The following is a 19632-nucleotide window of genomic DNA, read 5'->3' as shown; positions in this document are numbered from 1 at the left end:
CATCCGTCGTCCGATGTGCGCATGGCGCTGTCGTGACGAACCGATCATCGCTTAGGAACGTGCATGAGCACTCGAAACAAACGATCGTTGAGCTGGGTTCTGGCGGGCTTTCTGGGGGGCATCCTGGTCAGTCTCGGGATTTCGGCCGTTGCCCAGAAGGGCGAACCCCTGCCGCTCAAGGCGTTGCAGCAGTTCGCCAATGTCTATGGTGCGATCAAATCCAGTTACGTCGAGTCCGTCACCGACCAGATGCTGATCGACGATGCCATCAAGGGTCTGTTCGCGGATCTGGACCCGCATTCGGTCTATCTGGACGAAGAAGCCTACAAACAGATGCAGGACATCACGCGTGGTGGTTTCGGTGGGCTGGGCATCGAGATCGGCACCCAGGACGGCATGCCCAAGGTCATCGCGCCGATCGAGGACACGCCGGCAGCCCGCGCCGGCATCCTGACCGGCGACCTGATCACGCATGTCGATGGCGAGCCCACCAAAGGCATGACCCTGAACGATACGGTGAAAAAAATGCGCGGCGAACCCGGTACGGCGATCAATCTGACGATTCAGCGCGCCGGCAGTCCCAAGCCCCTGAAATTCCATATCGTGCGGGAAATGATCAAGACCCGCAGCGTGCGCGGCAAAATGCTCGACCACGGCATTGCCTACGTGCGCATCAGCCAGTTCCAGGACCGGACCACCGCTGATCTGGTGCGGATGCTGGTCTCGCTGTCCAGGAAACAGGCGCCCAAGGGGCTGGTGCTGGACCTGCGCAACGATCCCGGCGGCCTGCTGGACGGCGCCATCGGGGTGACGTCCGCCTTTATCGAGCCCGGCAAGCTGGTCGTGTCCACCAAGGGCCGTATTCCCTCCTCGAACGAGGAGTTCTATGCCCGTTCCCTGAATAGCAACCATGGTGTCGAGGAGGGCGACCAACTGCCTGCCTGGACGCGGACCGTGCCGATGGTGGTGCTGGTCAACGTCGGCTCGGCGTCGGCGTCGGAGATCGTGGCCGGGGCCTTGCAGGACTACAGGCGCGCCCGCATCATGGGCAACCGGACATTCGGCAAGGGCTCCGTGCAGTCCGTGCTCCAACTGGACAAGGACACGGGCATCAAGCTCACGACGGCGCGCTATTACACGCCCAGCGGCCGCTCGATCCAGAACACGGGGGTCTCTCCCGATGTTGTCGTGGACGACAGCGCCGCTGGCAATCTGTTCCGCATTCAGCGCGAGGTCGACCTCAAGCGCCACCTGGAAAGCCAGACCGAGTCCCCGGAGGCGGACGAGCCGGATGATGGCGACTTCGTCCAGGGCGAGATCAGGATGTTCGAATTCGGCGGCGCCGACGACTGGCAGCTGCGCCAGGCCGTCAATGCCCTGCAGGGCCGCCCGATCCTGAAGTCCGATCCCGCGCAGGTCAAGCCGCCCAGCGTCACGGCGGCGGCCTCGGGTCCGGCGGCCAGGCCCGCGACTGAAACCGGCAACGATGCGGCCGGCAAGCCCGCCAAGCGAGAAAAAAAAACCCTGAATGATGCTGGCGGAGACGGGGTCGAACGCTACCGCGTCACGCCAGACGGTCTGATCAAGGTGCCGTGATGGAGGATGCGCCCGTCCTGGATGATGCACGGCTGACGCGGTATGCCCGGCACATTCTGCTCGACGATCTGGGCATCGAGGGGCAGGAGCGTCTGCTGGCGGCCCGGGTGCTCATCGTCGGCGTGGGCGGGCTGGGCTCTCCGGCGGCGCTGTATCTGGCCGCCGCCGGTGTCGGGCGGATGACGCTGGTCGACGACGATGTCGTCGAGCTCGGCAATCTGCAGCGCCAGATCCTGCATGCCATGGATGGGCTGGGGCGACCCAAGGCCGAGTCGGGACGGGATGCCCTGCGGGCGCTGAATCCTGATGTTCAGGTACAGGCGCTGGTGGAACGCCTGGGTGAGTCACGCTTGCGCGAACTGATCCTGGAGACGGATGTGGTGCTCGATTGCAGCGATAATTTTGCCACCCGGCATGCCATCAACCGCGCCTGCGTGGCGGCCCGCAAGCCGCTGGTCTCCGGCGCGGCGATCAAATTTTCCGGTCAGGTCAGCGTCTACGACTTGCGGGACGCGGAAGCGCCCTGCTACCACTGCCTGTTCCCCGAGGCCGATGATGTCGAGGAACTGCGTTGCGCCACCACGGGGGTGCTGGGGCCTCTGGTGGGCATGGTGGGCAGTGTGCAGGCCGCCGAGACTCTCAAGCTCATCATCGGCATGGGCGAGCCTCTGGTGGGGCGGTTGCTGTCGGTCGATGCCCTGCGCATGCAGTGGCATACGATCCGTTTCAGGCGCGACCCTGCCTGCCCGGTATGCGCCCGGCGCGCGCCTGCATCAGCAACGACCCCAGACGGTTGAAGCGCGCATCCACGTACAGGTTGCGGCCGCGCCGCTGGCGGGAAAACGGCGTGCCCGGATGATAGAGCCAGACGGTGCGCATGCCGGCCTGACGGGCGGGTTTCAGGTTGTGCTCGGTATCCTCGACCAGAATGATCCGGCGGGCGGGCACACCCAGCCGGGCGGCCACCATGCGCATCAGGCCCTGCGAGGGCTTGGGACGCGCCAGGCCCATCGGCATCATGTGATCGATGGCCCACAGGCCATCGAATTCCTGCAGGATGCCCAGTGCGCTCAGCACGCGGCGGGCGTAGTGGGCCGGGGCATTGGTCAGCACGATGCGCGTGCCCGGCAGGCTGCGCAGGCGGGCGGCCAGGCCGGTTTCCGCATGCACCAGCGGCGCGACGTCGAAATCGTGGCAGGTCGCCAGGAACTGGCGCAGGTTCACGCCGTGATGACGCGACAGACCGATGGCGGTGGCGCCGTAGCGCTGCCAGTAGCGCAGGCGCAGGGCATCGGCCTCGTCCGCGGGCACGTTCAGCGCCTGGGCAACGGCGGCGCCCATGCGCTGGTCGATGGCCCGGAAGATGCCGCGTGAGGCATCGTGCAGCGTGTTGTCCAGGTCGAACAGCCAGACCGGATCGTCGGGCTGGAGCGCCCGCCGCCGCCGCAGGGTGCTGGGCGCGCGCAACGGGCTCATGCAAGCCGCCGGGTCAGGCGCGGCAGCATCATCAGTGCGAACTGATCATGGTGCCCACGCCGCGATCCGTCAGGATCTCCAGCAGCAGGCAATGCGGAACCCGGCCATCGATGATGTGCACGGAGTTCACCCCGTAGCGGGCGGCGTCCAGTGCCGAGGAGATTTTCGGCAGCATCCCGCCCGAGAGGGTGCCGTCCTGGAACAGCGTGTCGATGGTCTGGGCCGACAGGCTGCGCAGCAGCTGGCCGTTCTTGTCCAGCACGCCGGGCGTGTTGGTCAGCATGACGAGTTTTTCGGCGCCCAGGACCTCGGCCATCTTGCCGGCGACGACATCGGCGTTGATGTTGTAGGCCTGGCCATCCTCGCCGTAGCCGATGGATGAGATGATGGGGATGAACTGGTCATCCTGGAGCGCCTTGACCACCGCCGGTTCGATCCGCTCGATGTCACCCACGAAGCCGATGTCCAGCATCTCGCCGGGGTGTTCCGGGTCGGGCATGAGTTTTTTGTGCGCCTGGATCATGCCGCCGTCCTTGCCGGTCAGGCCCACGGCCTTGCCGCCGGCCTCGTTGACCATCATGACGATGTCCTGCTGCACCTGGCCGCCCAGCACCCATTCGACGACTTCCATGGTCTCGGCGTCCGTGACGCGCATGCCCTGGATGAAGGTGCCTTCCTTGCCGATGCGCTTGAGCGCGCTGTTGATCTGCGGGCCGCCGCCATGCACCACCACCGGGTTCAGGCCGACGAGCTTGAGCAGCACCACGTCGTGAGCGAAGCTGCGTTGCAGGTGTTCGTCGGTCATGGCGTTGCCGCCGTACTTGATGACGACGGTCTTGCCGTGGAAACGGCGGATGTAGGGCAGGGCCTCGGAGAGGACCTCGGCCTTGAGGGAGGCCGATGTTTGGGAAGGAGTGTCCTGGGCAGTATTCGTCATGTCAGGATGCCAGCGCCTGTTCGATGGTGGCCATGAAGGCCTTTTCGTCGTAGTTGCCGAGATAGCGTTTGATGATGTTGCCCTGCTTGTCGATCAGGAAGGACGTGGGGGTCAGGCTCACGTCGCCGAAGGCCTGGGCGAGCTTGCCCTGAGCGTCGATGACCACCCGGAAGGGCAGTTGGCGTGTGTCGGTGAAATTCTTGACGTAATTGGGCGGGTCGTATTGCATGGCCACCGCGATGGTGTCGAACCCCCGTGCCTTCAGTTCCTGGTAATGACGGATGGTGGCGGGCATCTGCGCCACGCAGGTGGTGCAGCTGGTGGCCCAGAATTTGACCAGCACGACCTTGCCGCGCAGTTCCTGCATGGTCACGATATTGCCGTTCAGGTCGGTGAAGGCGACGTCAGGCGCCGCCTGGGCGGAGCTCTGGGATTGCCAGAGGGTTGCGGCGCCGATCGCGACGACGGCCGCCAGGCCGATCAGTATCTTTTTCATTGCACGGGCATGGTCTGGGCGCCACTGTCGCCGCCCGCAGGCGACGACGCGGAGGCGTCGGATGAACTGGAGTCAGTGGCCGTCGCGGAATCCTGTGTGCCGGATTCGGTGATCAGGCTTTCGCGCGCCACGATCGTGAACAATTTTACGACTTTGTTGACGCCCGAGATACCGGAGGCGACCGTCGCGGCGCGTGTGCCTTCTTCGTCGGTGACCTTGCCCATCAGGTAGACGATCCCGCGCTCGGTCGTGACCTTGATGGTGCGGAAGGGCACGTCTTTTGTGGTGACCAGCTGGCTCTTGACCTTGGAGGTCAGCCAGGTATCGTTGGTGCGCACGCTGAGCGCGGTGATGTCCCCGATCCGGATGAAGTTGTCCACCGAGCGGACCTTGATGATGCCTTTGGCGATGGTCTCGGCCTGTTGCCGGTCGGCATCCGTGGCGACGTCGCCCACCAGCAGCAGCCGGCCCGCGTAGGCCATGCCCGAGACACGGGCCTTGTCGCCGAAGGCTTTTTCCATCTCGTTGTTGACGCGCAGTTCGATCGTCTGGTCGTCAACCTGTTCGCCGGCCGTGCGGCGGTCTGTGGCGACGACGGCCGTGGTGGCCGCACCGCCCACGATGAACAGGCCGCAGCCCGACAGGGTGGCCAGACTGGCAAGGCAGATCAGGAGTCGGGCGTAGAAACGGGCGGACGAGGACATCAGAGCGGGTCTCCCAGGAGTAAGGCGTCGATGCCGTCGCACAGGGCATGCAGCAGCAGGATATGGACTTCCTGGATGCGCATGGTGCGGTCATGCGGGACGCAGAGGTGGATATCGGTTTCGTAGAGCAGCGAATTGACCTGGCCGCCGCCCTTGCCTGTCAGGGCGATGATCTGCATGTCGCGTTCGTGGGCGGCCTCGATGGCGCGCAGGACATTGGGCGAGTTGCCGCTGGTGGTGATGGCCACCAGCAGATCGCCCGGCTGGCCCAGCGCGGCCACCTGCCGCTCGAAGACGGCGTTGAAGCCGTAGTCGTTGCCCACGGCGGTCATGATGGAGGTGTCGGTGTTCAGCGCGATGCCGGCCAGTGGCAGGCGGTCGCGCTCGAAGCGCCCCACGAGTTCGGCGATGAAGTGCTGGGCGTCGGCGGCCGAGCCGCCGTTGCCGCAGGCCAGGATGCGCGCATTGTTGGTCAGCGCGCCGAACAGCAGATCGACGGCAGCCGCGAGAGCGGGCGCCAGTTCGAGGGTGCTGGCGCGAAACGTGTCGACGGCGTCGTCGAAATGCGACGTCATGCGGGAGGTCATGTCCATGGGGCCGATTATCGCATGAGCGTGCGGTCAAAGAACCCGCGAACGTAACAGTTTGCGGACCCGCTCAGGTATGGAAGGCGTCCCGGATCCAGCGGGGTCGGTCCGTGTCGAATGCCACCACGTCAAAGCGGCAGGCCGGAGGCTGGCCATTGAAATGCCGCCGGACGATGCCGGGCAGGAAGTGGCGGGCGGCCCGGATCAACCGGGTCTGTTTGGCGCGGTTTACACTGGCGGCGGCACCGCCGAATCCGGGATGGCGGCGCTCCCGCACCTCGATGAACAGCAGCAGGGTGTTTTCGCGGGCGACCAGATCGATTTCCCCGGCGCGGCAACGCAGGTTGGCCGCCAGAATGCGGACCCCGTGCGTTTCCAGGTAGCGCGCGGCCCGGGCCTCGGCCCGGCGTCCCTGGCGCTGGGTCGGAGAACCGGCCTGGTCGTTCTGCGAGGCGGCGTTGACGGGGGCGGGGTGGTCAGCGCGGCGACGACGACGGCGCGTGACCGCCAGCCGTTGGGCCTGCCGGGCGGTTTCGTAGGGATCGGCGGGCATGGCGGTCACATCCGCATGGGCGGGAATCAGGGATCACAATGAGGAAGGATCGAGTATGACGGACAGCGCAGACTGGGAAAAGACCGGGCCGACATGGAAACGTCACGCTGATCTGGTGGCGGCCCAGTCCTGGCCAGAGGGCTGCCTGTACGTGGTGGCGACGCCGATCGGCAATCTGGGAGACCTGAGCCTGCGCGCCTGGGAGGCGCTGCGCCGCTGCGATGCGATTGCGGCCGAGGATACCCGCACCACCCGGGCCCTGCTGGAGGCCTGGGGAGTCGCGACGCCATTGCTGGCGGCGCACCGCCACAACGAGCGCGAGGCGGCCGAGACCGTCATCCGGCGGTTGTCCCGGGGAGAGCGCATTGCGCTGGTGTCCGATGCCGGTGCGCCCGCCGTCAGCGATCCGGGCGCGCGGGTGGTGCGCGAGGTCCAGGCGGCTGGCTACCGCGTCGTGCCGTTGCCGGGGCCCAGCGCCGTCGTCGCCGCCCTCATGGCCAGCGGCGCGACCGGCGATGAGGATCCCGGCTTTGCCTTTGCCGGATTCATGCCGTCCAAGGCGCAGGCGCGACGCAAGTGGCTGGAACGGTGGCTGGCCTGGCCGGTGCCGGTGGTGATATTCGAGACGCCGCACCGCCTGCGGGCGGCGCTGCGGGACCTGGCTGCGGCCGGTCCCGCCCGGCGCGTGACGGTGGCGCGCGAATTGAGCAAGCGGTTCGAGGAGATCCGGACCCTGCCGGCAGGGGAGGCCCTGGTCTGGCTGGATGAGGATGCGCATCGCGAGCAGGGGGAATTCGTGCTGGTGGTGCATGCCGACGAACGGGTCGACGCCCCGGGCGAGGCGCTGTCGCCGGAGCAGTGCAGGGTCATGGAGGTGCTGCTGGAGGATCTGTCCGTGCGCGATGCGGCCCGGATCGGTGCCCGGATCACGGGGCTGGCGCGCGACCGGCTGTATGCCTGGGCGCTGGCGCGGGAGACATCCTGAGGCGTGTGAACCGGCCCTAGAGGCCCCGGTCCAGCGCGATGACGGGATTCAGCCCGGCGGATTCCGCCAACCTCGAGGCGGTCTGAGCGGCTTCGTCGCGCGACAGGTAGGGGCCCATGCGGACCTTGTAGAGCGGCGGCTGGTGCGTGACGGTGGCGGGCTCGGCCTGACCCGCCGCCTCGATGTTGACGCGCTGGGCCAGGGCCTGGGCGTTCTGGGCCGACGAGAATGCGCCGAATTGCAGGTAGATGCCGCCCGCGCGTGGCGGCTCGGTGACCGCGGGCACGGGCGCCAGCGGCGTGGCGGCGGCGACGGGTTCGGCCGGTTGGGAGACGGGCTGGGTCTGGACGGTGTCGACCGGTACCGGCGCCGAAGCCGTTCGGGGCGTGGCCGGGTAGCGTCCGGCGCGGATGTCGGCGTTGGTGATGGCTTCGACGATGACCCGGCCGCTGCCGGGGCCGATCAGCCCCAGTTTGGCGGCGGCGACATAGGACAGGTCGATGATGCGCCCCGGGTGGAATGGTCCCCGGTCGTTGATGCGCACGATGACCGAGCGGTTGGTGCCCGCCCGGGTCACGCGCGCGTAGCTGGGCAGCGGCAGGGTCGGATGCGCCGCCGTCATGGCGTACATGTCGTAGGTTTCGCCGTTGGCGGTTTTTTCCCCGTGAAATTTGCGGCCGTACCACGAGGCGACGCCTTCCTGGCGGTAGGACTGGTCTTCGGCAATGGGGGTGTAGCGCACGCCGAAGACTTCGTAGGGGCGGAAATTGGCCGGGGCGTGCTGCTCGATGCGCGGCACGGCGTTGGGGATGGCGGCGATGTCGGCCGGGATGTCGCTGCCTGGCCCGTCGTCCTTGTAGTAGCCGCCCGAGCGCGAGGCGCAGCCGGCCAGAGCCACCAGTGAGGCGCCCAGCAGGCCGAGCGCCAGCCGCTGCCACAGACGCAGATCGCCGCCCGTCTTGGGGCTCATGCCTTGCTCTCCTGGACTTTGGGGTTGCGGTGGCGCACCAGCAGGGGAGAGTGGTCGGCGAAGCGGCGGGCGAGCTGTTCGGTGACGTAGACCGAGCGGTGCTGGCCGCCAGTGCAGCCGATGGCCACGGTCAGGTAGTTGCGGGTGTCCTGCATGTACAGGGGCAGCCATTTGCGGATGAAGGCGGCGATGTCGTCGATCATGGTCTCGACACTGCCGAACTGGGCCAGCCAGGCAGCGACCGGAGCGTCGCGTCCCGTCAGGGGGCGCAACTGCGCGTCGTAGTGCGGGTTGGGCAGGCAGCGCACGTCGAAGACCAGGTCGGCGTCGTGCGGCACGCCGCGCTTGTAGGCGAAGGATTCAAAGGTCAGGATCACCGAGGGACGATCGGTCTGGACCAGATCGCGGACCCAGGCGCGCAACTGGCCGGGCGTCAGGTCCGATGTGTCGATGACATGTTCCTGGTCGCGCAGCGGCGACAGAAGCTCGCGTTCGCGGGTGATGCAGTCCTGCAGCGAGGCGTCGGGGTTCTCGAGCTGCAGGCGGTCGGTCAGGGGATGGCGACGCCGGGATTCGGAATAGCGCTGCATCAGGGTGTTGTCGTCGGCGTCGAGGAAAATCACATGCAGTGCCGTGCCCATGGCGCGCAGGCTCGTCAGGATGCCGGGCAGGTCGTCCAGGTCGCCGGGCGTGCGCACGTCGATGGCGACGGCCACCCGTTCCAGGCCGCTGTCCTGGGTGCTGGCGATGAATTCGTGCAGGAATCGCACCGGCAGGTTGTCGACGCAGGTGTAGCCGGTGTCTTCCAGCATGCGCAGGGCCACGGACTTGCCGGAGCCGGAGATCCCTGTGATGAGGACGATATTCAGCATGGTGTGGGAGCGAGGGGGGGCCTGAAGGGCGGGCGGATGTTCATGGACGGAGATCCCGGGAGCCTTCCATGATGGCCAGCGCCTGGCGTTCGATGAATTCGCCCATGGTGTCGATGCCGCGCAGGCTGAGGATGGTGTTGCGTACGGCGGCTTCGACCAGCACGGCCAGGTTGCGGCCGGCCGCGACTTGCAGCATCACCCGGCGGATCGGGATGCCCAGGATGTCCTGGTATTCGTCCTGGGTCGGCAGCCGCTCGAAGTTGTCGGGCGTCAGGCGCACCAGATGGACGATCAGCTTGATCTTCATCTTGCGCCGGACCGAGGTCTCACCGAAGATCGTGCGGATGTCCAGCAGCCCCAGGCCGCGGACTTCCAGCAGGTTCTGCAGCAAAGGGGGGCATTGGCCCTCGATGAAATTCGGCGCGGTGCGCGAGAGTTCGACGGCGTCGTCGGCAACCAGGCCATGGCCCCGGGAAATCAGTTCCAGGGCCAGTTCGCTCTTGCCCAGGCCCGATTCTCCGGTGATCAGGACCCCCAGGCCCAGCACGTCCATGAACACGCCGTGCACGGTGGCCTTGGGTGCCATCCGCTTGCCCAGGTAGATGCGCAGCAGGTCGATCAGCAAGGCGGCGTCAGTCGGTGTGGACAGCAGCGGGATCTCGTGTTCCTGGCAGTAGGCCTGGAGATCCTCGGTGGCCTGCGCGCCGGCTGCCAGGAAGATGGCCGGCACGCCGCCGGTCACCAGCTCGTCCAGGTGGTGCTGGCGGCGGCGCAGGTCGAGCCGCAGGTAGTAGGCCATCTCCTCGGCGCCGAAGACCTGGATGCGGCTGGGATGGATCAGGTTCAGATGGCCGATCAGGTCGGCGGCGGCGCCACAGGTATCGGGCACCAGGCGCCGGGCGGCGGCCTCCTTGCCGGCGATCCAGGAGAAGACGATCTTCTCGGCGTTGTCACGAATCAGCTCTTGGATGGTCAGCATGTTCAGAGGTCGGGGCGCTCGTGCCGGTGAGAATCAGTTGGTGTATTTCCTGGGGATCCGTGGATTGCGTCAGGGTCTGGCGGATGCCGGTGTCGGAAAGCAGGCGGGCGATGCCGGCCAGCAGGTCCAGGTGGGTCTGGGTGGCGGTTTCGGGGATCAGCAGGAAAAACAGCAGGCGGGCGGTGCGCCCGTCATTGATGTCGAAGCGCACGGGTTCGGCCAGCCGGATGAAGGCGGCGTGCGGCTCGCGCAGGTCCTTGAGCCGGCCATGGGGGATGGCGACATCGTGTCCCAGCGCAGTCGACCCCAGCCGCTCGCGGGCCAGCAGGCTGTGGAAAACCGCCGTGCGCGCCACGCCCTGGTGGTTTTCGAACAGCAGCCCGGCGTGCTCGAAGGCGCGCTTTTTGCTCGTGGCCGCCAGGTCCAGGACGATATTGTCGGACGGCAGGATGCGGGGTGTGAGATTCATGGCGTCCATTATAGGTAAATGGGCCATGGATGAAACGCCCCTGTGCGCCGGCTGGCAGCGCCGCCGGCCAGCCGGTGCCAGCGGGTGTTCCATGGCGGTGTCGGCGCGCGGAACCATGGCGACGCCCCTGAATGGCATATGGCCCCGGATGATCATCTCGGGGCCATATGTCGGTCCTGGCCGAACGGGTCGGCCAGACAGGGCGCGATCAGGCAGTCATCTCCTGGCGCTTGAGCGGTTCGTGAACGTGATTCTGAGCCTTGGTCTTGTATTTGATGACCTGGCGGTCGGCCTTGTCGACCAGCAGATCGATGGCCGCATACAGATTTTCATCCGAGGCTTCGCAGTGCAGGTCCTTGCCACGCAGGCGCATGGTGATTTCGGCGGTGTGCTTGAGGGGTTCGATCGAGAGCATGATCTGGGTGTCGATGACCTGATCGATGTGCCGCAGGACGCGTGCCGTCTTGGTGTGGACGTATTCGCGGATGGCCGGGGTGATTTCCAGATTGCGACCGGTGATGGTCAGGCTCATATGCAGACTCCTTGCGGAAAAGACGTGGGGAGGTTCCAGGAGGAACCAGGTACGGACGGGATTGACCTCCTTCCTGACAGTTGGATGACAGGATCAGTGTACCTATTGCCGCCGCCACATCAAGCACCGTTTTCCGGTGTAAGATAGAAAGATTGGTCGGCGGCCTCCCCAGCCTTACATTCTGAAGTTCTTGCCCAGGTAGACTTGGCGCACGGCCTCGTTGTCGACGATCTCGTTGGGATGACCGCTGGTCAGGACGCGACCCTCGCTGATGATGTAGGCGCGATCGCAGATCCCCAGGGTTTCCCGCACGTTGTGGTCGGTGATCAGCACACCGATGTTGCGACCCTTGAGAAATTGCACGATGCGCTGGATTTCGATCACGGCGATCGGATCCACCCCGGCAAAAGGCTCGTCCAGCAGGATGAATCGCGGATGCGTGGCCAGGGCGCGGGCGATTTCGACCCGGCGGCGCTCGCCGCCCGAGAGCGAGATCGCCATGTTGCGGCGGATGTGTTCGATCTGCAATTCGTCGATGAGGGATTCCAGACGTTCTTCGAGGGCGCTGGCCGACAGGGCATTGCCCTGGGCGTCGCGTTGCAGTTCGAGCACCGCGCGGATGTTCTGCTCAACCGTCAGGCGGCGGAACACCGAGGCGTCCTGGGGCAGGTAGGACAGGCCCAGCCGGGCGCGCTGATGCATGGGGATGCCCGAGACCTCGTGCTGGTCGATCACGATGCGGCCCGTGTCGGCCGGAATCAGCCCCACGATCATGTAAAAGCTGGTGGTCTTGCCCGCGCCGTTGGGGCCGAGCAGGCCGACGACTTCGCCGCTGTCCACCTCCAGGGAAACATCCTGGACGACGGAGCGGCGCCCGAAGGTCTTGCCCAGGCCGATGGCCTGGAGGCTGCCGGAGGTGCGCGTGGATTCGGTCGCAGCGGAATGGGATGCGTGTGTCGGCATGGAGATTATGGACGTCCCGATTTTTGGGCCTTGCACTGGGCGATGGCCTGGTCGATGCGGGATTGGGGTTGGGCCAGGGACCGGACGCGCCCGCCGATGGCGGCCGAGTTCTGTCCGCCAAAGGCCTCGTAAGTGCCGGATTTTTGGTGGTAGATGATCCGGGCGCCGCGGACGTTGTCAAAAGATTTGCCGCAGATCTGGCGGGTGACGGTGGCCTGCCCCGTCAGGGTGATGTCGCCCGAGGTGCCCACGTAGTCGGCCTGCAGGCCGGTGGCGATGAGCGTCTCGAATTTTTCGGGGTTTTCCTGGCGGATGGTGACGATCTTGCCGTTGGCGGCCGTGGCGGTACCGAACTGGTTGCCCTGCGCATCCTCGCGGGTGACGAGCTTGTCGCCGCGCAGGGTCATCGCCCCTCGGGTCAGGAGCACGTTGCCGGTGAAGGTGCTGGTCTTGTTGACGTCGTCGTAGTGCAGCGTGTCGGACAGGATCACCGTATCGGGCTCATCCTCGGCGGCGGGCTGTGTCTGCGCGCGGGCGGTCTGGGCGGCCAGCGTCAGCGCGCAGGCGGCGATCGATGCAATCAGGGCTGAAGACGGGGTTTTCATGGTTGTGCGCTCTTTTCGGGTCCGGCATTGCGGGCAGCCTGATCCTCGCCCGAGATCTTGACGTCGCTGGCGGCCGAGACGGTCAGCTGACGGGTGCGGTTATCGTAGCGCATGCCCGTGCCGCGCATCGTGGAATTACCGTTGATGACCAGTGCCGGGCGATCCGTGTAGACCAGGTCGCGGGCGGGTTCGATGATGAGTTGGGTGCTGCGCACATCCAGCAACTGATGATCGGCGTCGGGCAGGCGCTTGATGTGGGCATTGCCATTGAGCACGATGCGGTCGCCGTGCTCGTCCAGCGTGCCGTTGTCCGCGGTGCCTTCGGTGATGGGGGCGCCGGGCTGGTTGCCGACGGCGCGCGGCGCGATGATCTCGTAGGCGCCCGTGTCCGGGAAATGCTCCATGGAGGCGCCTTCGAGCCGGTTGATGGCGCGCCCGTCCGGGTCGCTGCGCACCATGGTGAACCGGTCGGACCAGGAATCGCGTTCGTGCGTCAGGCGCCTGGGCGGATCGACCTGGATCGAACGCAGGGTGTAGTCGGAGGCCCACCAGGTGCCCAGCACCAGCAGACCGAGCAGCAGCACGGCCACGAGACTGGGCAGGCGTTCTTTCACTGGATGGCTCCGCCCAACGGGGACAGGGGGGTCGTGAAGCAGGCGCCCAGGCGGCCCTGGGCGGCCAGGATCAGGTCACAGCATTCACGCACGGCGCCCGAGCCGCCCCGCAGGGTGCTGAGCCAGTGCGCCGCCTGGCCGACGTAGAGCGGCGCATTGGGCACGCTGGCCGCGAAACCGACCCGTTGCAGCACGGGCAGGTCGATGATGTCGTCGCCCATGTAGCCCATGTCCTGCAGCGACAGACCTGCCTCGCGGGCCAGGTCTTCGACCGTGGTGATCTTGTCGTGGATGCCCTGAAGCGCGGGAGAGATGCCCAGTTCCGCCGCCCGGCGGGCGGTGATGGCGCTCTTGCGGCCGCTGACCCAGGCGACGCGGATGCCCTGTTCGAGCAGCAGCCGCAGGCCGTGGCCGTCCAGGGCGTTGAAAGGCTTGGCGGCCTCGCCATGTTCGCCATACCAGAGGCTGCCGTCGGTCAGGACGCCATCCACGTCGAACACCATCATGCGCACGGCGCGGGCCCGGTTGCGGACCATTTCCGGGACGCGGGCCAGGATCTGGGCTTCGGCGGGATGGGAGAAACCGGGCAGTTCGTTCATCAGATGACCTTTGCGGCGAGGAGGTCGTGCATGTGCAGAGCCCCCAATAATAGCCCGTCGCTGTCCAGAACCAGCATCTGGTTGAGCTTGTGCTGATCCATGATCGATGCGGCCTCGATGGCGGGCGCATCGGGAGCGATCGAGCGGGGGTGATGGCTCATGCCGGCCGAGACGGGCAGGGCGCGGATGTCTCCGTGCTGGGCGATCATGCGGCGCAGGTCGCCGTCGGTGAACAGACCCACGGGACGATTGTCCTTGAGGACGATCGTCATGCCCATCCCCTTGGTGGACATTTCGGTCAGGGCGTCGGGGATCAGCGTGCTGGGCGCGACGCGCGGCAGGGCCGCGCCGGTGCGCATGACATCGGACACGGCGGTCAGCAGCCGGCGGCCCAGGGCCCCGCCCGGGTGCGAGCGGGCGAAGTCCTCGCGGTTGAAGCCGCGCGCCTCGAGGCAGGCGACGGCAATGGCGTCGCCCAGCACCAGCGCCGCCGTGGTGCTGGCGGTGGGCGCGAGGTTCAGGGGGCAGGCCTCCTGGTCCACGGCGGCGTCCAGCGACAGATCGGCGCTGAGGGCCAGTTCGGAATCGGCGTGGCCGGTCAGGGCGATGATGCGCGTGCCCATGCGCTTGGCCACGGAAATGATGGTGATCAGTTCCTGGGCGGAGCCGGAATAGGAGATTGCCAGCAGGATGTCCTGGCCGGTCAGCATGCCCAGGTCGCCGTGGATGGCCTCGGCGGCATGCATGAAAAAGGCGGGCGTGCCGGTGGATGCCAGCGTGGCGGCGATCTTGCGGGCGATATGGCCGGATTTGCCGATGCCGGTGACGACGGCGCGGCCCGGACAGGCCAGGATCAGGTCGACGGCCTGGGCAAAGCGCGCGTCGAGGCGGCCTTGCAGGGCTTGCAGGGCCTGGATTTCGACGGCGAAGGTGCGATCGGCGCTGGCGCGGATCGCCTCCGGACTGGCTTGAGGTTGGGCATGCATCCCGTGATTTTAAGCGGAAAGGACGTCTGGGTCAGGGGGTGTGCCTGGCAAGGCGGGCTTGTTAAACTGTGCGCGCCTTCATGCCCCGCCACAGGACCTATTCATGCAAACCGATCCGGCCCAGTACATCCGTGACACGATCCGCACGGTACCCGATTGGCCGAAGCCCGGCGTGCAGTTTCGCGACATCACTCCGGTTCTGCAGGACCCGCGTTCGTTCCGTGTGCTCATCGACCTGTTCGTCTATCGCTACATACGCCAGCGTCTGGATCTGGTGGCGGGCATCGACGCGCGCGGCTTCATTGTGGGGTCGGTGCTGGCCTATGAGCTGAACCTGGGATTCGTGCCGGTGCGCAAGCAGGGCAAGCTGCCGTTTCGCACGGTGGCCGAGGAATATGCGCTGGAATATGGCAATGCCGCCGTGGAAATGCACACGGATTCCGTGCGTCCGGGCCAGCGCGTTCTGCTCATCGACGACCTGATCGCCACCGGCGGCACGATGATGGCGGCCTCCCGCTTGTTGCAGCGCCTGGGCGCCAATGTGGCCGAGGCCGCCGCCATCATCGATCTGCCCGAACTGGGCGGCTCGAAGACCGTCCGGGACTCGGGCCTGCCGGTGTACACGGTGTGCGAGTTCGAGACGCAATGAGCCCGGACGCAGGATCGCGCCCGGTGGCCGGTCCCGCGCGTCGTTACACCAGCACCCTTTCGATGCCGCCCGCATTGGCCGCCCGCACGTAGGCCGGCATCCAGTCCTCGCCGAGCAGATGCCGGGCCATTTCCACCACGATGTAATCGGCCGACAGCCCAGTGTCCTGCTCGTAGCGCGCCAGACCCTGCAGACAGGACGGACAGGATGTGATCATCTTGACCTCGCCCTGGAAGCCGTCGGCGCGGATGGCGGCGGTGTTTCGGGCCAGTTCCTCTTGCTTGCGGAAACGGATCTGGGTGGAGACGTCGGGCCGCGAGACCGCCAGCGTGCCCGATTCACCGCAGCAGCGATCGGTCTTGATGGCCTTGTCCGCGCCCAGCAGGGATTTCACCGTCTTCATCGGATCCTGTTGTTTCATAGGGGTGTGGCAGGGGTCGTGATAGATGTAGCGCACGCCCTGCACGCCAGCGATGTCCACGCCTTTTTCCAGCAGATATTCGTGAATGTCGATCAGCCGGCAGCCGGGGAAGATCTTGTCGAACTGGTAGCTTTCGAGCTGGTCGTAGCAGGTGCCGCAGCTGACCACCACCGTCTTGATGTCCAGGTAGTTCAGTGTGGTGGCCATGCGGTGGAACAGCACGCGGTTGTCCGTGACCATCTGCTCGGCCTTGTCGGCCAGGCCATTGCCGCGCTGGGGATAGCCGCAGCACAGGTAGCCGGGCGGCAGCACGGTCTGCACGCCCACATGCCACAGCATGGCCTGGGTCGCCAGTCCTACCTGGGAAAACAGGCGTTCGGAGCCGCAGCCCGGGAAATAGAACACGGCCTCCGTGTCGGGCGCGGTGGTGGCCGGATTGCGGATGATCGGGATGATGTGCGGGTCTTCGATGTCCAGCAGCTTGCGGGCCGTCTGCTTGGGCAGACCGCCGGGCATTTTCTTGTTGACGAAATGGATCACCTGCTCGCGGATGGGCGCTTTGCCCACGGTGGCGGGCGGGTGGGCGACCTGTTTTTTTGCCACGGGCGCGAGCAGATCGTGGGCCAGCCGCTGGGCCTTGTAGCCCATGCCGATCATGGCGGTGCGGGTGGCCTTGATGACGCGCGGATCCTTGGCGTTGAGGAAGAACATCGAGGCGGCCGTGCCGGGGTTGAAGGACTTTTTGCCCATGCGGCGCAGCAGGGCGCGCATGTCCATGGACACGTCGCCGAAGTCGATGTCCACCGGACAGGGATTGAAGCATTTGTGGCACAGCGTGCAGTGGTCGCCGACGTCCTCGAATTCCTCCCAGTGGCGGATGCTGACGCCGCGCCGGGTCTGTTCCTCGTACAGGAAGGCTTCGATCAGCAGGGAGGTCGCCAGGATCTTGTTGCGCGGTGAATAGAGCAGGTTGGCCCGCGGCACATGGGTGGCGCAGACCGGTTTGCACTTGCCGCAGCGCAGACAGTCCTTGATGGCATTGGAGATGGCGCCGATCTCGTTGCGCTGCATGATCAGCGACTCATAGCCCAGCAGGTTGAAGCTGGGCGTCCAGGCGCGCGACAGATCGGCGCCGGGCATCAGCTTGCCGGCATTGAAGCGGCCTTCCGGGTCGATCCGGCGCTTGTAGTCCTGGAAAGGCGCCAGTTCGGCCTCGCCGAGGAATTCGTATTTTGTCAGGCCGATGCCGTGCTCGCCTGAAATCACGCCGTCCAGATCCCGGGCAATGCCCATGATGCGGACCACCGCGTCATTGGCCTCTTGCAGCATCTCATAGTCATCGGAGTTGACGGGGATGTTGGTGTGGACATTGCCGTCGCCCGCGTGCATGTGCAGGGCCACGAAGACGCGGCTCTTGAGGACGCGGTCGTGGGTGGCCTGCAGGCCGGCCAGGATGGCGGCGTAATCGGCGCCGGCAAAATGGCGTTCCATGGCGCTGCGGATGTCGGTTTTCCATGAGATCCGCAGGGTGTGATCCTGGATCAGGTCGATGATGCGCGCGCCCGGCTCGGCGGTCAGGCGCGCCTCCAGCTCGGGCTGGCGCTCGTCCAGGCCCAGGGAGGACAGGATGTCCAGGCTGTCGGCCAGCGCATCGTCCAGGTGGTCCAGCAGCCAGGCCCAGCGCCGGCGCACGGCGGCCAGGGTCTCCAGCGCGTCGCGGCGGCGGGTGGACAGGAGAGTGTCCCGGGCCTGCTCGGCATCGTCGGGGTCTTCGACCTTGCTGGCGGGCAGGTCGCCGTCGAGGTAGGTTTCCAGGGCGTCGGTCAGGCGCAGCTTGTTGCGGGTGGACAGCTCGATGTTGATGCGCTCGATGGCGTCGGTGTATTCACCCATGCGCGCCAGCGGGATCACGACATCCTCGTTGATCTTGAAGGCGTTGGTATGGCGGGCGATGGCGGCGGTGCGGGCGCGGTCGAGCCAGAATTTCTTGCGAGCCTCGGGGCTGGTGGCGATGAAGCCCTCGCCGTGGCGCGAATTGGCGATGCGCACGACCTCGCTGGCGGCCAGAGCCACAGCATGCTCGTCGTCGCCGACGATGTCGCCGATCAGGACCATCTTGGGCAGGGTGCCGCGTTTGCTTTTGGTGGCGTAGCCGACAGCGCGCAGATAGCGTTCGTCGAGATGCTCCAGGCCGGCCAGCAGCACGCCCTGGCTGCGGCCCTGGGTGTCCAGGTATTGCTTGACTTCGACGATCGAGGGGACGGCCAGTCTGGCCTGGCCGAAGAATTCCATGCAGACGGTGCGCGTATGCGTAGGCATGCGGTGCAGGACCCAGCGCGCGGCGGTGATCAGGCCATCACAGCCTTCCTTCTGGACGCCGGGCAGGCCGGCGAGGAACTTGTCGGTGACATCCTTGCCCAGGCCCGTCTTGCGGAAGCACCGTCCCTCGATATCCAGAATTTCAGTTTTCAGCAGGGCCTGGCCGGGGCGCTTGGCGCCGTCGAACCATTTGAGCTCGAATCGCGCCCGGTCGACCTCGTGAATCTTACCGAGGTTGTGTTCCAGTCGGGTGATCTCCAGCCAGTTCCCCTGCGGGTCCACCATGCGCCACCAGGCCAGGTTGTCGAGCGCGGTGCCCCAGAGCACGGCCTTTTTGCCGCCGGCGTTCATCGCCACGTTGCCGCCCACACAGGACGCGTCGGCAGACGTCGGGTCCACGGCGAAAACGCGGCCGGTGGCCTCGGCGGCTTCGGCGACGCGGCGCGTCACCACGCCGGCGCCGGTCAGGATAGTGTGGACGGGGGCTTCGACACCGGGCAGGGCGATCGCTTCGACCGGGCCGATGGCATCGAGCTTTTCGGTGTTGATGACCACCGAGCGCCAAGAGAGGGGGATCGCGCCGCCGGTGTAGCCGGTGCCGCCGCCGCGCGGGATGATGGTCAGCCCCAGGCGGATACAGGCGCGCACCAGGGCGGCGATCTCATCCTCGGAGTCGGGCGTCAGCACGACGAAGGGATATTCCACGCGCCAGTCGGTGGCGTCGGTGACGTGCGAGACGCGCGACAGGCCGTCGAAACGGATGTTGTCGCGGCGGGTCAGGCGGGACAGTTTCTTGAGCGTGGCGTGTCGCAGTTCCGCGGTTTCCACGAACCGGGCTTCGAAATCGGCGACGGCGGTCCGGGCGGCCACCAGCAGTTTCTGAACCTGCGCATCGCGCGGACCCTGGTCGTCATCCCGGCGGCGGTCGATTTCCGAGAGCCGGTGTTCGAGGGCCTCGATCAGCAGGTGACGGCGCCTGGTGTCGTCCAGCAGGTCGTCCTGCAGATAGGGATTGCGCAGCACCACCCAAATGTCGCCCAGCACCTCGAACAGCATGCGCGCCGAGCGGCCGGTCCGCCGCTGGGCGCGCAAGTCCGACAGGACCTGCCAGGAGGCCTCGCCCAGCAGGCGGCAGACGATTTCGCGGTCCGACCAGGAGGTGTAGTTGTAGGGGATTTCACGCAGGCGCGGCGCCTGGAGAGAAGCAAGCAGTTCGCGGGCGACAGGGGCGTTCATGGAGATGTCGAGGGATCGGTGCCCCTGGAGTCCGAGGGGCAATCGCTTAGTTTAAGGGCAAAACGCCCGTGGATCGGGATGAGC

General features: G+C 66.3%; 21 protein-coding genes. 4 read left to right on the top strand and 17 right to left on the bottom strand.

Translation table 11 applies throughout. The annotated features are described in order from the left end of the window. The first annotated feature begins 63 nt into the window (after positions 1 to 63). Positions 64 to 1596, top strand: a complete 1533-nt coding sequence (locus ACK5JE_RS03000; protein ID WP_416800231.1) for a S41 family peptidase — start codon at positions 64 to 66, stop codon at positions 1594 to 1596. After that, positions 1596 to 2393 (top strand): HesA/MoeB/ThiF family protein, encoded by a 798-nt coding sequence (locus ACK5JE_RS02995; RefSeq protein WP_416800277.1) that lies wholly within the window; start codon positions 1596 to 1598, stop codon positions 2391 to 2393. Before ACK5JE_RS03000 ends, ACK5JE_RS02995 begins: the two co-directional genes overlap by 1 nt. Here the strand turns inward: ACK5JE_RS02995 and ACK5JE_RS02990 are convergent. The 6 genes from ACK5JE_RS02990 to ACK5JE_RS02965 all read right to left on the bottom strand — a co-directional run bounded on the left by ACK5JE_RS02990 (position 2323) and on the right by ACK5JE_RS02965 (position 6349). Then, positions 2323 to 3072 (bottom strand): pyrimidine 5'-nucleotidase, encoded by a 750-nt coding sequence (locus tag ACK5JE_RS02990; protein WP_416800230.1) that lies wholly within the window; start codon positions 3070 to 3072, stop codon positions 2323 to 2325. The two genes, ACK5JE_RS02995 and ACK5JE_RS02990, sit on opposite strands and share 71 nt — an antisense overlap. A 31-nt stretch (positions 3073 to 3103) precedes the next feature. Next, the gene (gene argB / locus ACK5JE_RS02985) at positions 3104 to 4009 is read right to left on the bottom strand and encodes an acetylglutamate kinase (protein ID WP_416800229.1); all 906 of its coding nucleotides are present in this window, start codon (positions 4007 to 4009) and stop codon (positions 3104 to 3106) included. A 1-nt stretch (position 4010) separates the two neighbouring features. Continuing rightward, complete coding sequence (locus ACK5JE_RS02980) at positions 4011 to 4505, bottom strand: peroxiredoxin family protein (protein ID WP_416800228.1); 495 nt, start codon at positions 4503 to 4505, stop codon at positions 4011 to 4013. Then, complete coding sequence (locus tag ACK5JE_RS02975; RefSeq protein WP_416800227.1) at positions 4502 to 5209, bottom strand: BON domain-containing protein; 708 nt, start codon at positions 5207 to 5209, stop codon at positions 4502 to 4504. The genes ACK5JE_RS02980 and ACK5JE_RS02975 overlap by 4 nt, the downstream gene beginning before the upstream one ends. Further along, entirely contained in the window at positions 5209 to 5802 is a 594-nt protein-coding gene (locus ACK5JE_RS02970; protein ID WP_416800226.1) for a phosphoheptose isomerase, read from the bottom strand. Before ACK5JE_RS02970 ends, ACK5JE_RS02975 begins: the two co-directional genes overlap by 1 nt. A gap of 64 nt (positions 5803 to 5866) precedes the next feature. After that, positions 5867 to 6349, bottom strand: coding sequence for a YraN family protein (locus ACK5JE_RS02965; RefSeq protein WP_416800225.1), 483 nt, complete (start codon positions 6347 to 6349; stop codon positions 5867 to 5869). A gap of 55 nt (positions 6350 to 6404) precedes the next feature. Between ACK5JE_RS02965 and rsmI the strand changes: the two genes are divergently transcribed. Next, on the top strand, positions 6405 to 7334 hold the full coding sequence (gene rsmI, locus ACK5JE_RS02960) for a 16S rRNA (cytidine(1402)-2'-O)-methyltransferase (protein ID WP_416800224.1): 930 nt from the start codon (positions 6405 to 6407) through the stop codon (positions 7332 to 7334). A 16-nt stretch (positions 7335 to 7350) separates the two neighbouring features. Here the strand turns inward: rsmI and ACK5JE_RS02955 are convergent, their stop codons facing one another. The 10 genes from ACK5JE_RS02955 to ACK5JE_RS02910 form a co-directional block, all read right to left on the bottom strand. After that, positions 7351 to 8304: a septal ring lytic transglycosylase RlpA family protein gene (locus tag ACK5JE_RS02955; RefSeq protein WP_416800223.1), complete on the bottom strand. Its 954-nt coding sequence runs from the start codon at positions 8302 to 8304 to the stop codon at positions 7351 to 7353. Then, positions 8301 to 9176: an RNase adapter RapZ gene (gene rapZ, locus ACK5JE_RS02950; protein WP_416800222.1), complete on the bottom strand. Its 876-nt coding sequence runs from the start codon at positions 9174 to 9176 to the stop codon at positions 8301 to 8303. Before rapZ ends, ACK5JE_RS02955 begins: the two co-directional genes overlap by 4 nt. A 40-nt stretch (positions 9177 to 9216) precedes the next feature. Continuing rightward, positions 9217 to 10155: an HPr(Ser) kinase/phosphatase gene (gene hprK, locus ACK5JE_RS02945; protein WP_416800221.1), complete on the bottom strand. Its 939-nt coding sequence runs from the start codon at positions 10153 to 10155 to the stop codon at positions 9217 to 9219. Next, positions 10127 to 10624: a PTS sugar transporter subunit IIA gene (locus tag ACK5JE_RS02940; RefSeq protein WP_416800220.1), complete on the bottom strand. Its 498-nt coding sequence runs from the start codon at positions 10622 to 10624 to the stop codon at positions 10127 to 10129. Before ACK5JE_RS02940 ends, hprK begins: the two co-directional genes overlap by 29 nt. 208 nt (positions 10625 to 10832) lie before the next feature. Continuing rightward, positions 10833 to 11156, bottom strand: a complete 324-nt coding sequence (hpf, locus tag ACK5JE_RS02935; RefSeq protein ID WP_416800219.1) for a ribosome hibernation-promoting factor, HPF/YfiA family — start codon at positions 11154 to 11156, stop codon at positions 10833 to 10835. A 174-nt stretch (positions 11157 to 11330) separates the two neighbouring features. Beyond that, complete coding sequence (gene lptB / locus ACK5JE_RS02930) at positions 11331 to 12119, bottom strand: LPS export ABC transporter ATP-binding protein (RefSeq protein ID WP_416800218.1); 789 nt, start codon at positions 12117 to 12119, stop codon at positions 11331 to 11333. Between the two features lie 5 nt (positions 12120 to 12124). After that, on the bottom strand, positions 12125 to 12724 hold the full coding sequence (gene lptA / locus ACK5JE_RS02925; protein ID WP_416800217.1) for a lipopolysaccharide transport periplasmic protein LptA: 600 nt from the start codon (positions 12722 to 12724) through the stop codon (positions 12125 to 12127). Beyond that, positions 12721 to 13338: an LPS export ABC transporter periplasmic protein LptC gene (gene lptC / locus ACK5JE_RS02920; protein WP_416800216.1), complete on the bottom strand. Its 618-nt coding sequence runs from the start codon at positions 13336 to 13338 to the stop codon at positions 12721 to 12723. The genes lptA and lptC overlap by 4 nt, the downstream gene beginning before the upstream one ends. Further along, positions 13335 to 13937 carry a KdsC family phosphatase gene (locus ACK5JE_RS02915; protein WP_416800215.1) on the bottom strand — a complete coding sequence of 201 codons (603 nt, stop codon included), beginning with the start codon at positions 13935 to 13937 and terminating at the stop codon, positions 13335 to 13337. The genes lptC and ACK5JE_RS02915 overlap by 4 nt, the downstream gene beginning before the upstream one ends. Further along, positions 13937 to 14923, bottom strand: coding sequence for a KpsF/GutQ family sugar-phosphate isomerase (locus tag ACK5JE_RS02910; protein ID WP_416800214.1), 987 nt, complete (start codon positions 14921 to 14923; stop codon positions 13937 to 13939). Before ACK5JE_RS02910 ends, ACK5JE_RS02915 begins: the two co-directional genes overlap by 1 nt. A gap of 103 nt (positions 14924 to 15026) precedes the next feature. Here ACK5JE_RS02910 and ACK5JE_RS02905 point away from each other — a divergent pair, with 103 nt between their 5' ends. Then, a complete protein-coding gene (locus ACK5JE_RS02905; RefSeq protein ID WP_416800213.1) occupies positions 15027 to 15572 on the top strand; it encodes an adenine phosphoribosyltransferase in 546 nt (181 codons plus the stop codon). Positions 15573 to 15615: 43 nt separating this feature from the next. Here ACK5JE_RS02905 and ACK5JE_RS02900 read toward each other — a convergent pair whose 3' ends face one another. Continuing rightward, positions 15616 to 19548 carry a DUF3683 domain-containing protein gene (locus ACK5JE_RS02900; protein WP_416800212.1) on the bottom strand — a complete coding sequence of 1311 codons (3933 nt, stop codon included), beginning with the start codon at positions 19546 to 19548 and terminating at the stop codon, positions 15616 to 15618. Positions 19549 to 19632: the final 84 nt, after the last annotated feature.

Source organism: Castellaniella sp. (genome assembly GCF_047971665.1).
GTDB lineage: Bacteria > Pseudomonadota > Gammaproteobacteria > Burkholderiales > Burkholderiaceae_B > Castellaniella.
This window is presented reverse-complemented; position numbering and strand designations above follow the sequence as displayed.

Bases quoted from the DNA above. Each gene is read 5' to 3' on its own strand.
- ACK5JE_RS02965 (WP_416800225.1), bottom strand. From the start codon at position 6,349: ATGCCCGCCGATCCCTACGAAACCGCCCGGCAGGCCCAACGGCTGGCG.
- lptB (WP_416800218.1), bottom strand. From the start codon at position 12,119: ATGCCGACACACGCATCCCATTCCGCTGCGACCGAATCCACGCGCACC.
- ACK5JE_RS02905 (WP_416800213.1), top strand. From the start codon at position 15,027: ATGCAAACCGATCCGGCCCAGTACATCCGTGACACGATCCGCACGGTA.
- ACK5JE_RS02980 (WP_416800228.1), bottom strand. From the start codon at position 4,505: ATGAAAAAGATACTGATCGGCCTGGCGGCCGTCGTCGCGATCGGCGCC.
- ACK5JE_RS02915 (WP_416800215.1), bottom strand. From the start codon at position 13,937: ATGAACGAACTGCCCGGTTTCTCCCATCCCGCCGAAGCCCAGATCCTG.
- argB (WP_416800229.1), bottom strand. From the start codon at position 4,009: ATGACGAATACTGCCCAGGACACTCCTTCCCAAACATCGGCCTCCCTC.
- lptA (WP_416800217.1), bottom strand. From the start codon at position 12,724: ATGAAAACCCCGTCTTCAGCCCTGATTGCATCGATCGCCGCCTGCGCG.
- hprK (WP_416800221.1), bottom strand. From the start codon at position 10,155: ATGCTGACCATCCAAGAGCTGATTCGTGACAACGCCGAGAAGATCGTC.
- ACK5JE_RS02975 (WP_416800227.1), bottom strand. From the start codon at position 5,209: ATGTCCTCGTCCGCCCGTTTCTACGCCCGACTCCTGATCTGCCTTGCC.
- ACK5JE_RS02900 (WP_416800212.1), bottom strand. From the start codon at position 19,548: ATGAACGCCCCTGTCGCCCGCGAACTGCTTGCTTCTCTCCAGGCGCCG.
- ACK5JE_RS02955 (WP_416800223.1), bottom strand. From the start codon at position 8,304: ATGAGCCCCAAGACGGGCGGCGATCTGCGTCTGTGGCAGCGGCTGGCG.
- ACK5JE_RS02910 (WP_416800214.1), bottom strand. From the start codon at position 14,923: ATGCATGCCCAACCTCAAGCCAGTCCGGAGGCGATCCGCGCCAGCGCC.
- ACK5JE_RS02940 (WP_416800220.1), bottom strand. From the start codon at position 10,624: ATGAATCTCACACCCCGCATCCTGCCGTCCGACAATATCGTCCTGGAC.
- ACK5JE_RS03000 (WP_416800231.1), top strand. From the start codon at position 64: ATGAGCACTCGAAACAAACGATCGTTGAGCTGGGTTCTGGCGGGCTTT.
- rapZ (WP_416800222.1), bottom strand. From the start codon at position 9,176: ATGCTGAATATCGTCCTCATCACAGGGATCTCCGGCTCCGGCAAGTCC.
- ACK5JE_RS02990 (WP_416800230.1), bottom strand. From the start codon at position 3,072: ATGAGCCCGTTGCGCGCGCCCAGCACCCTGCGGCGGCGGCGGGCGCTC.
- ACK5JE_RS02995 (WP_416800277.1), top strand. From the start codon at position 1,596: ATGGAGGATGCGCCCGTCCTGGATGATGCACGGCTGACGCGGTATGCC.
- ACK5JE_RS02970 (WP_416800226.1), bottom strand. From the start codon at position 5,802: ATGGACATGACCTCCCGCATGACGTCGCATTTCGACGACGCCGTCGAC.
- hpf (WP_416800219.1), bottom strand. From the start codon at position 11,156: ATGAGCCTGACCATCACCGGTCGCAATCTGGAAATCACCCCGGCCATC.
- rsmI (WP_416800224.1), top strand. From the start codon at position 6,405: ATGACGGACAGCGCAGACTGGGAAAAGACCGGGCCGACATGGAAACGT.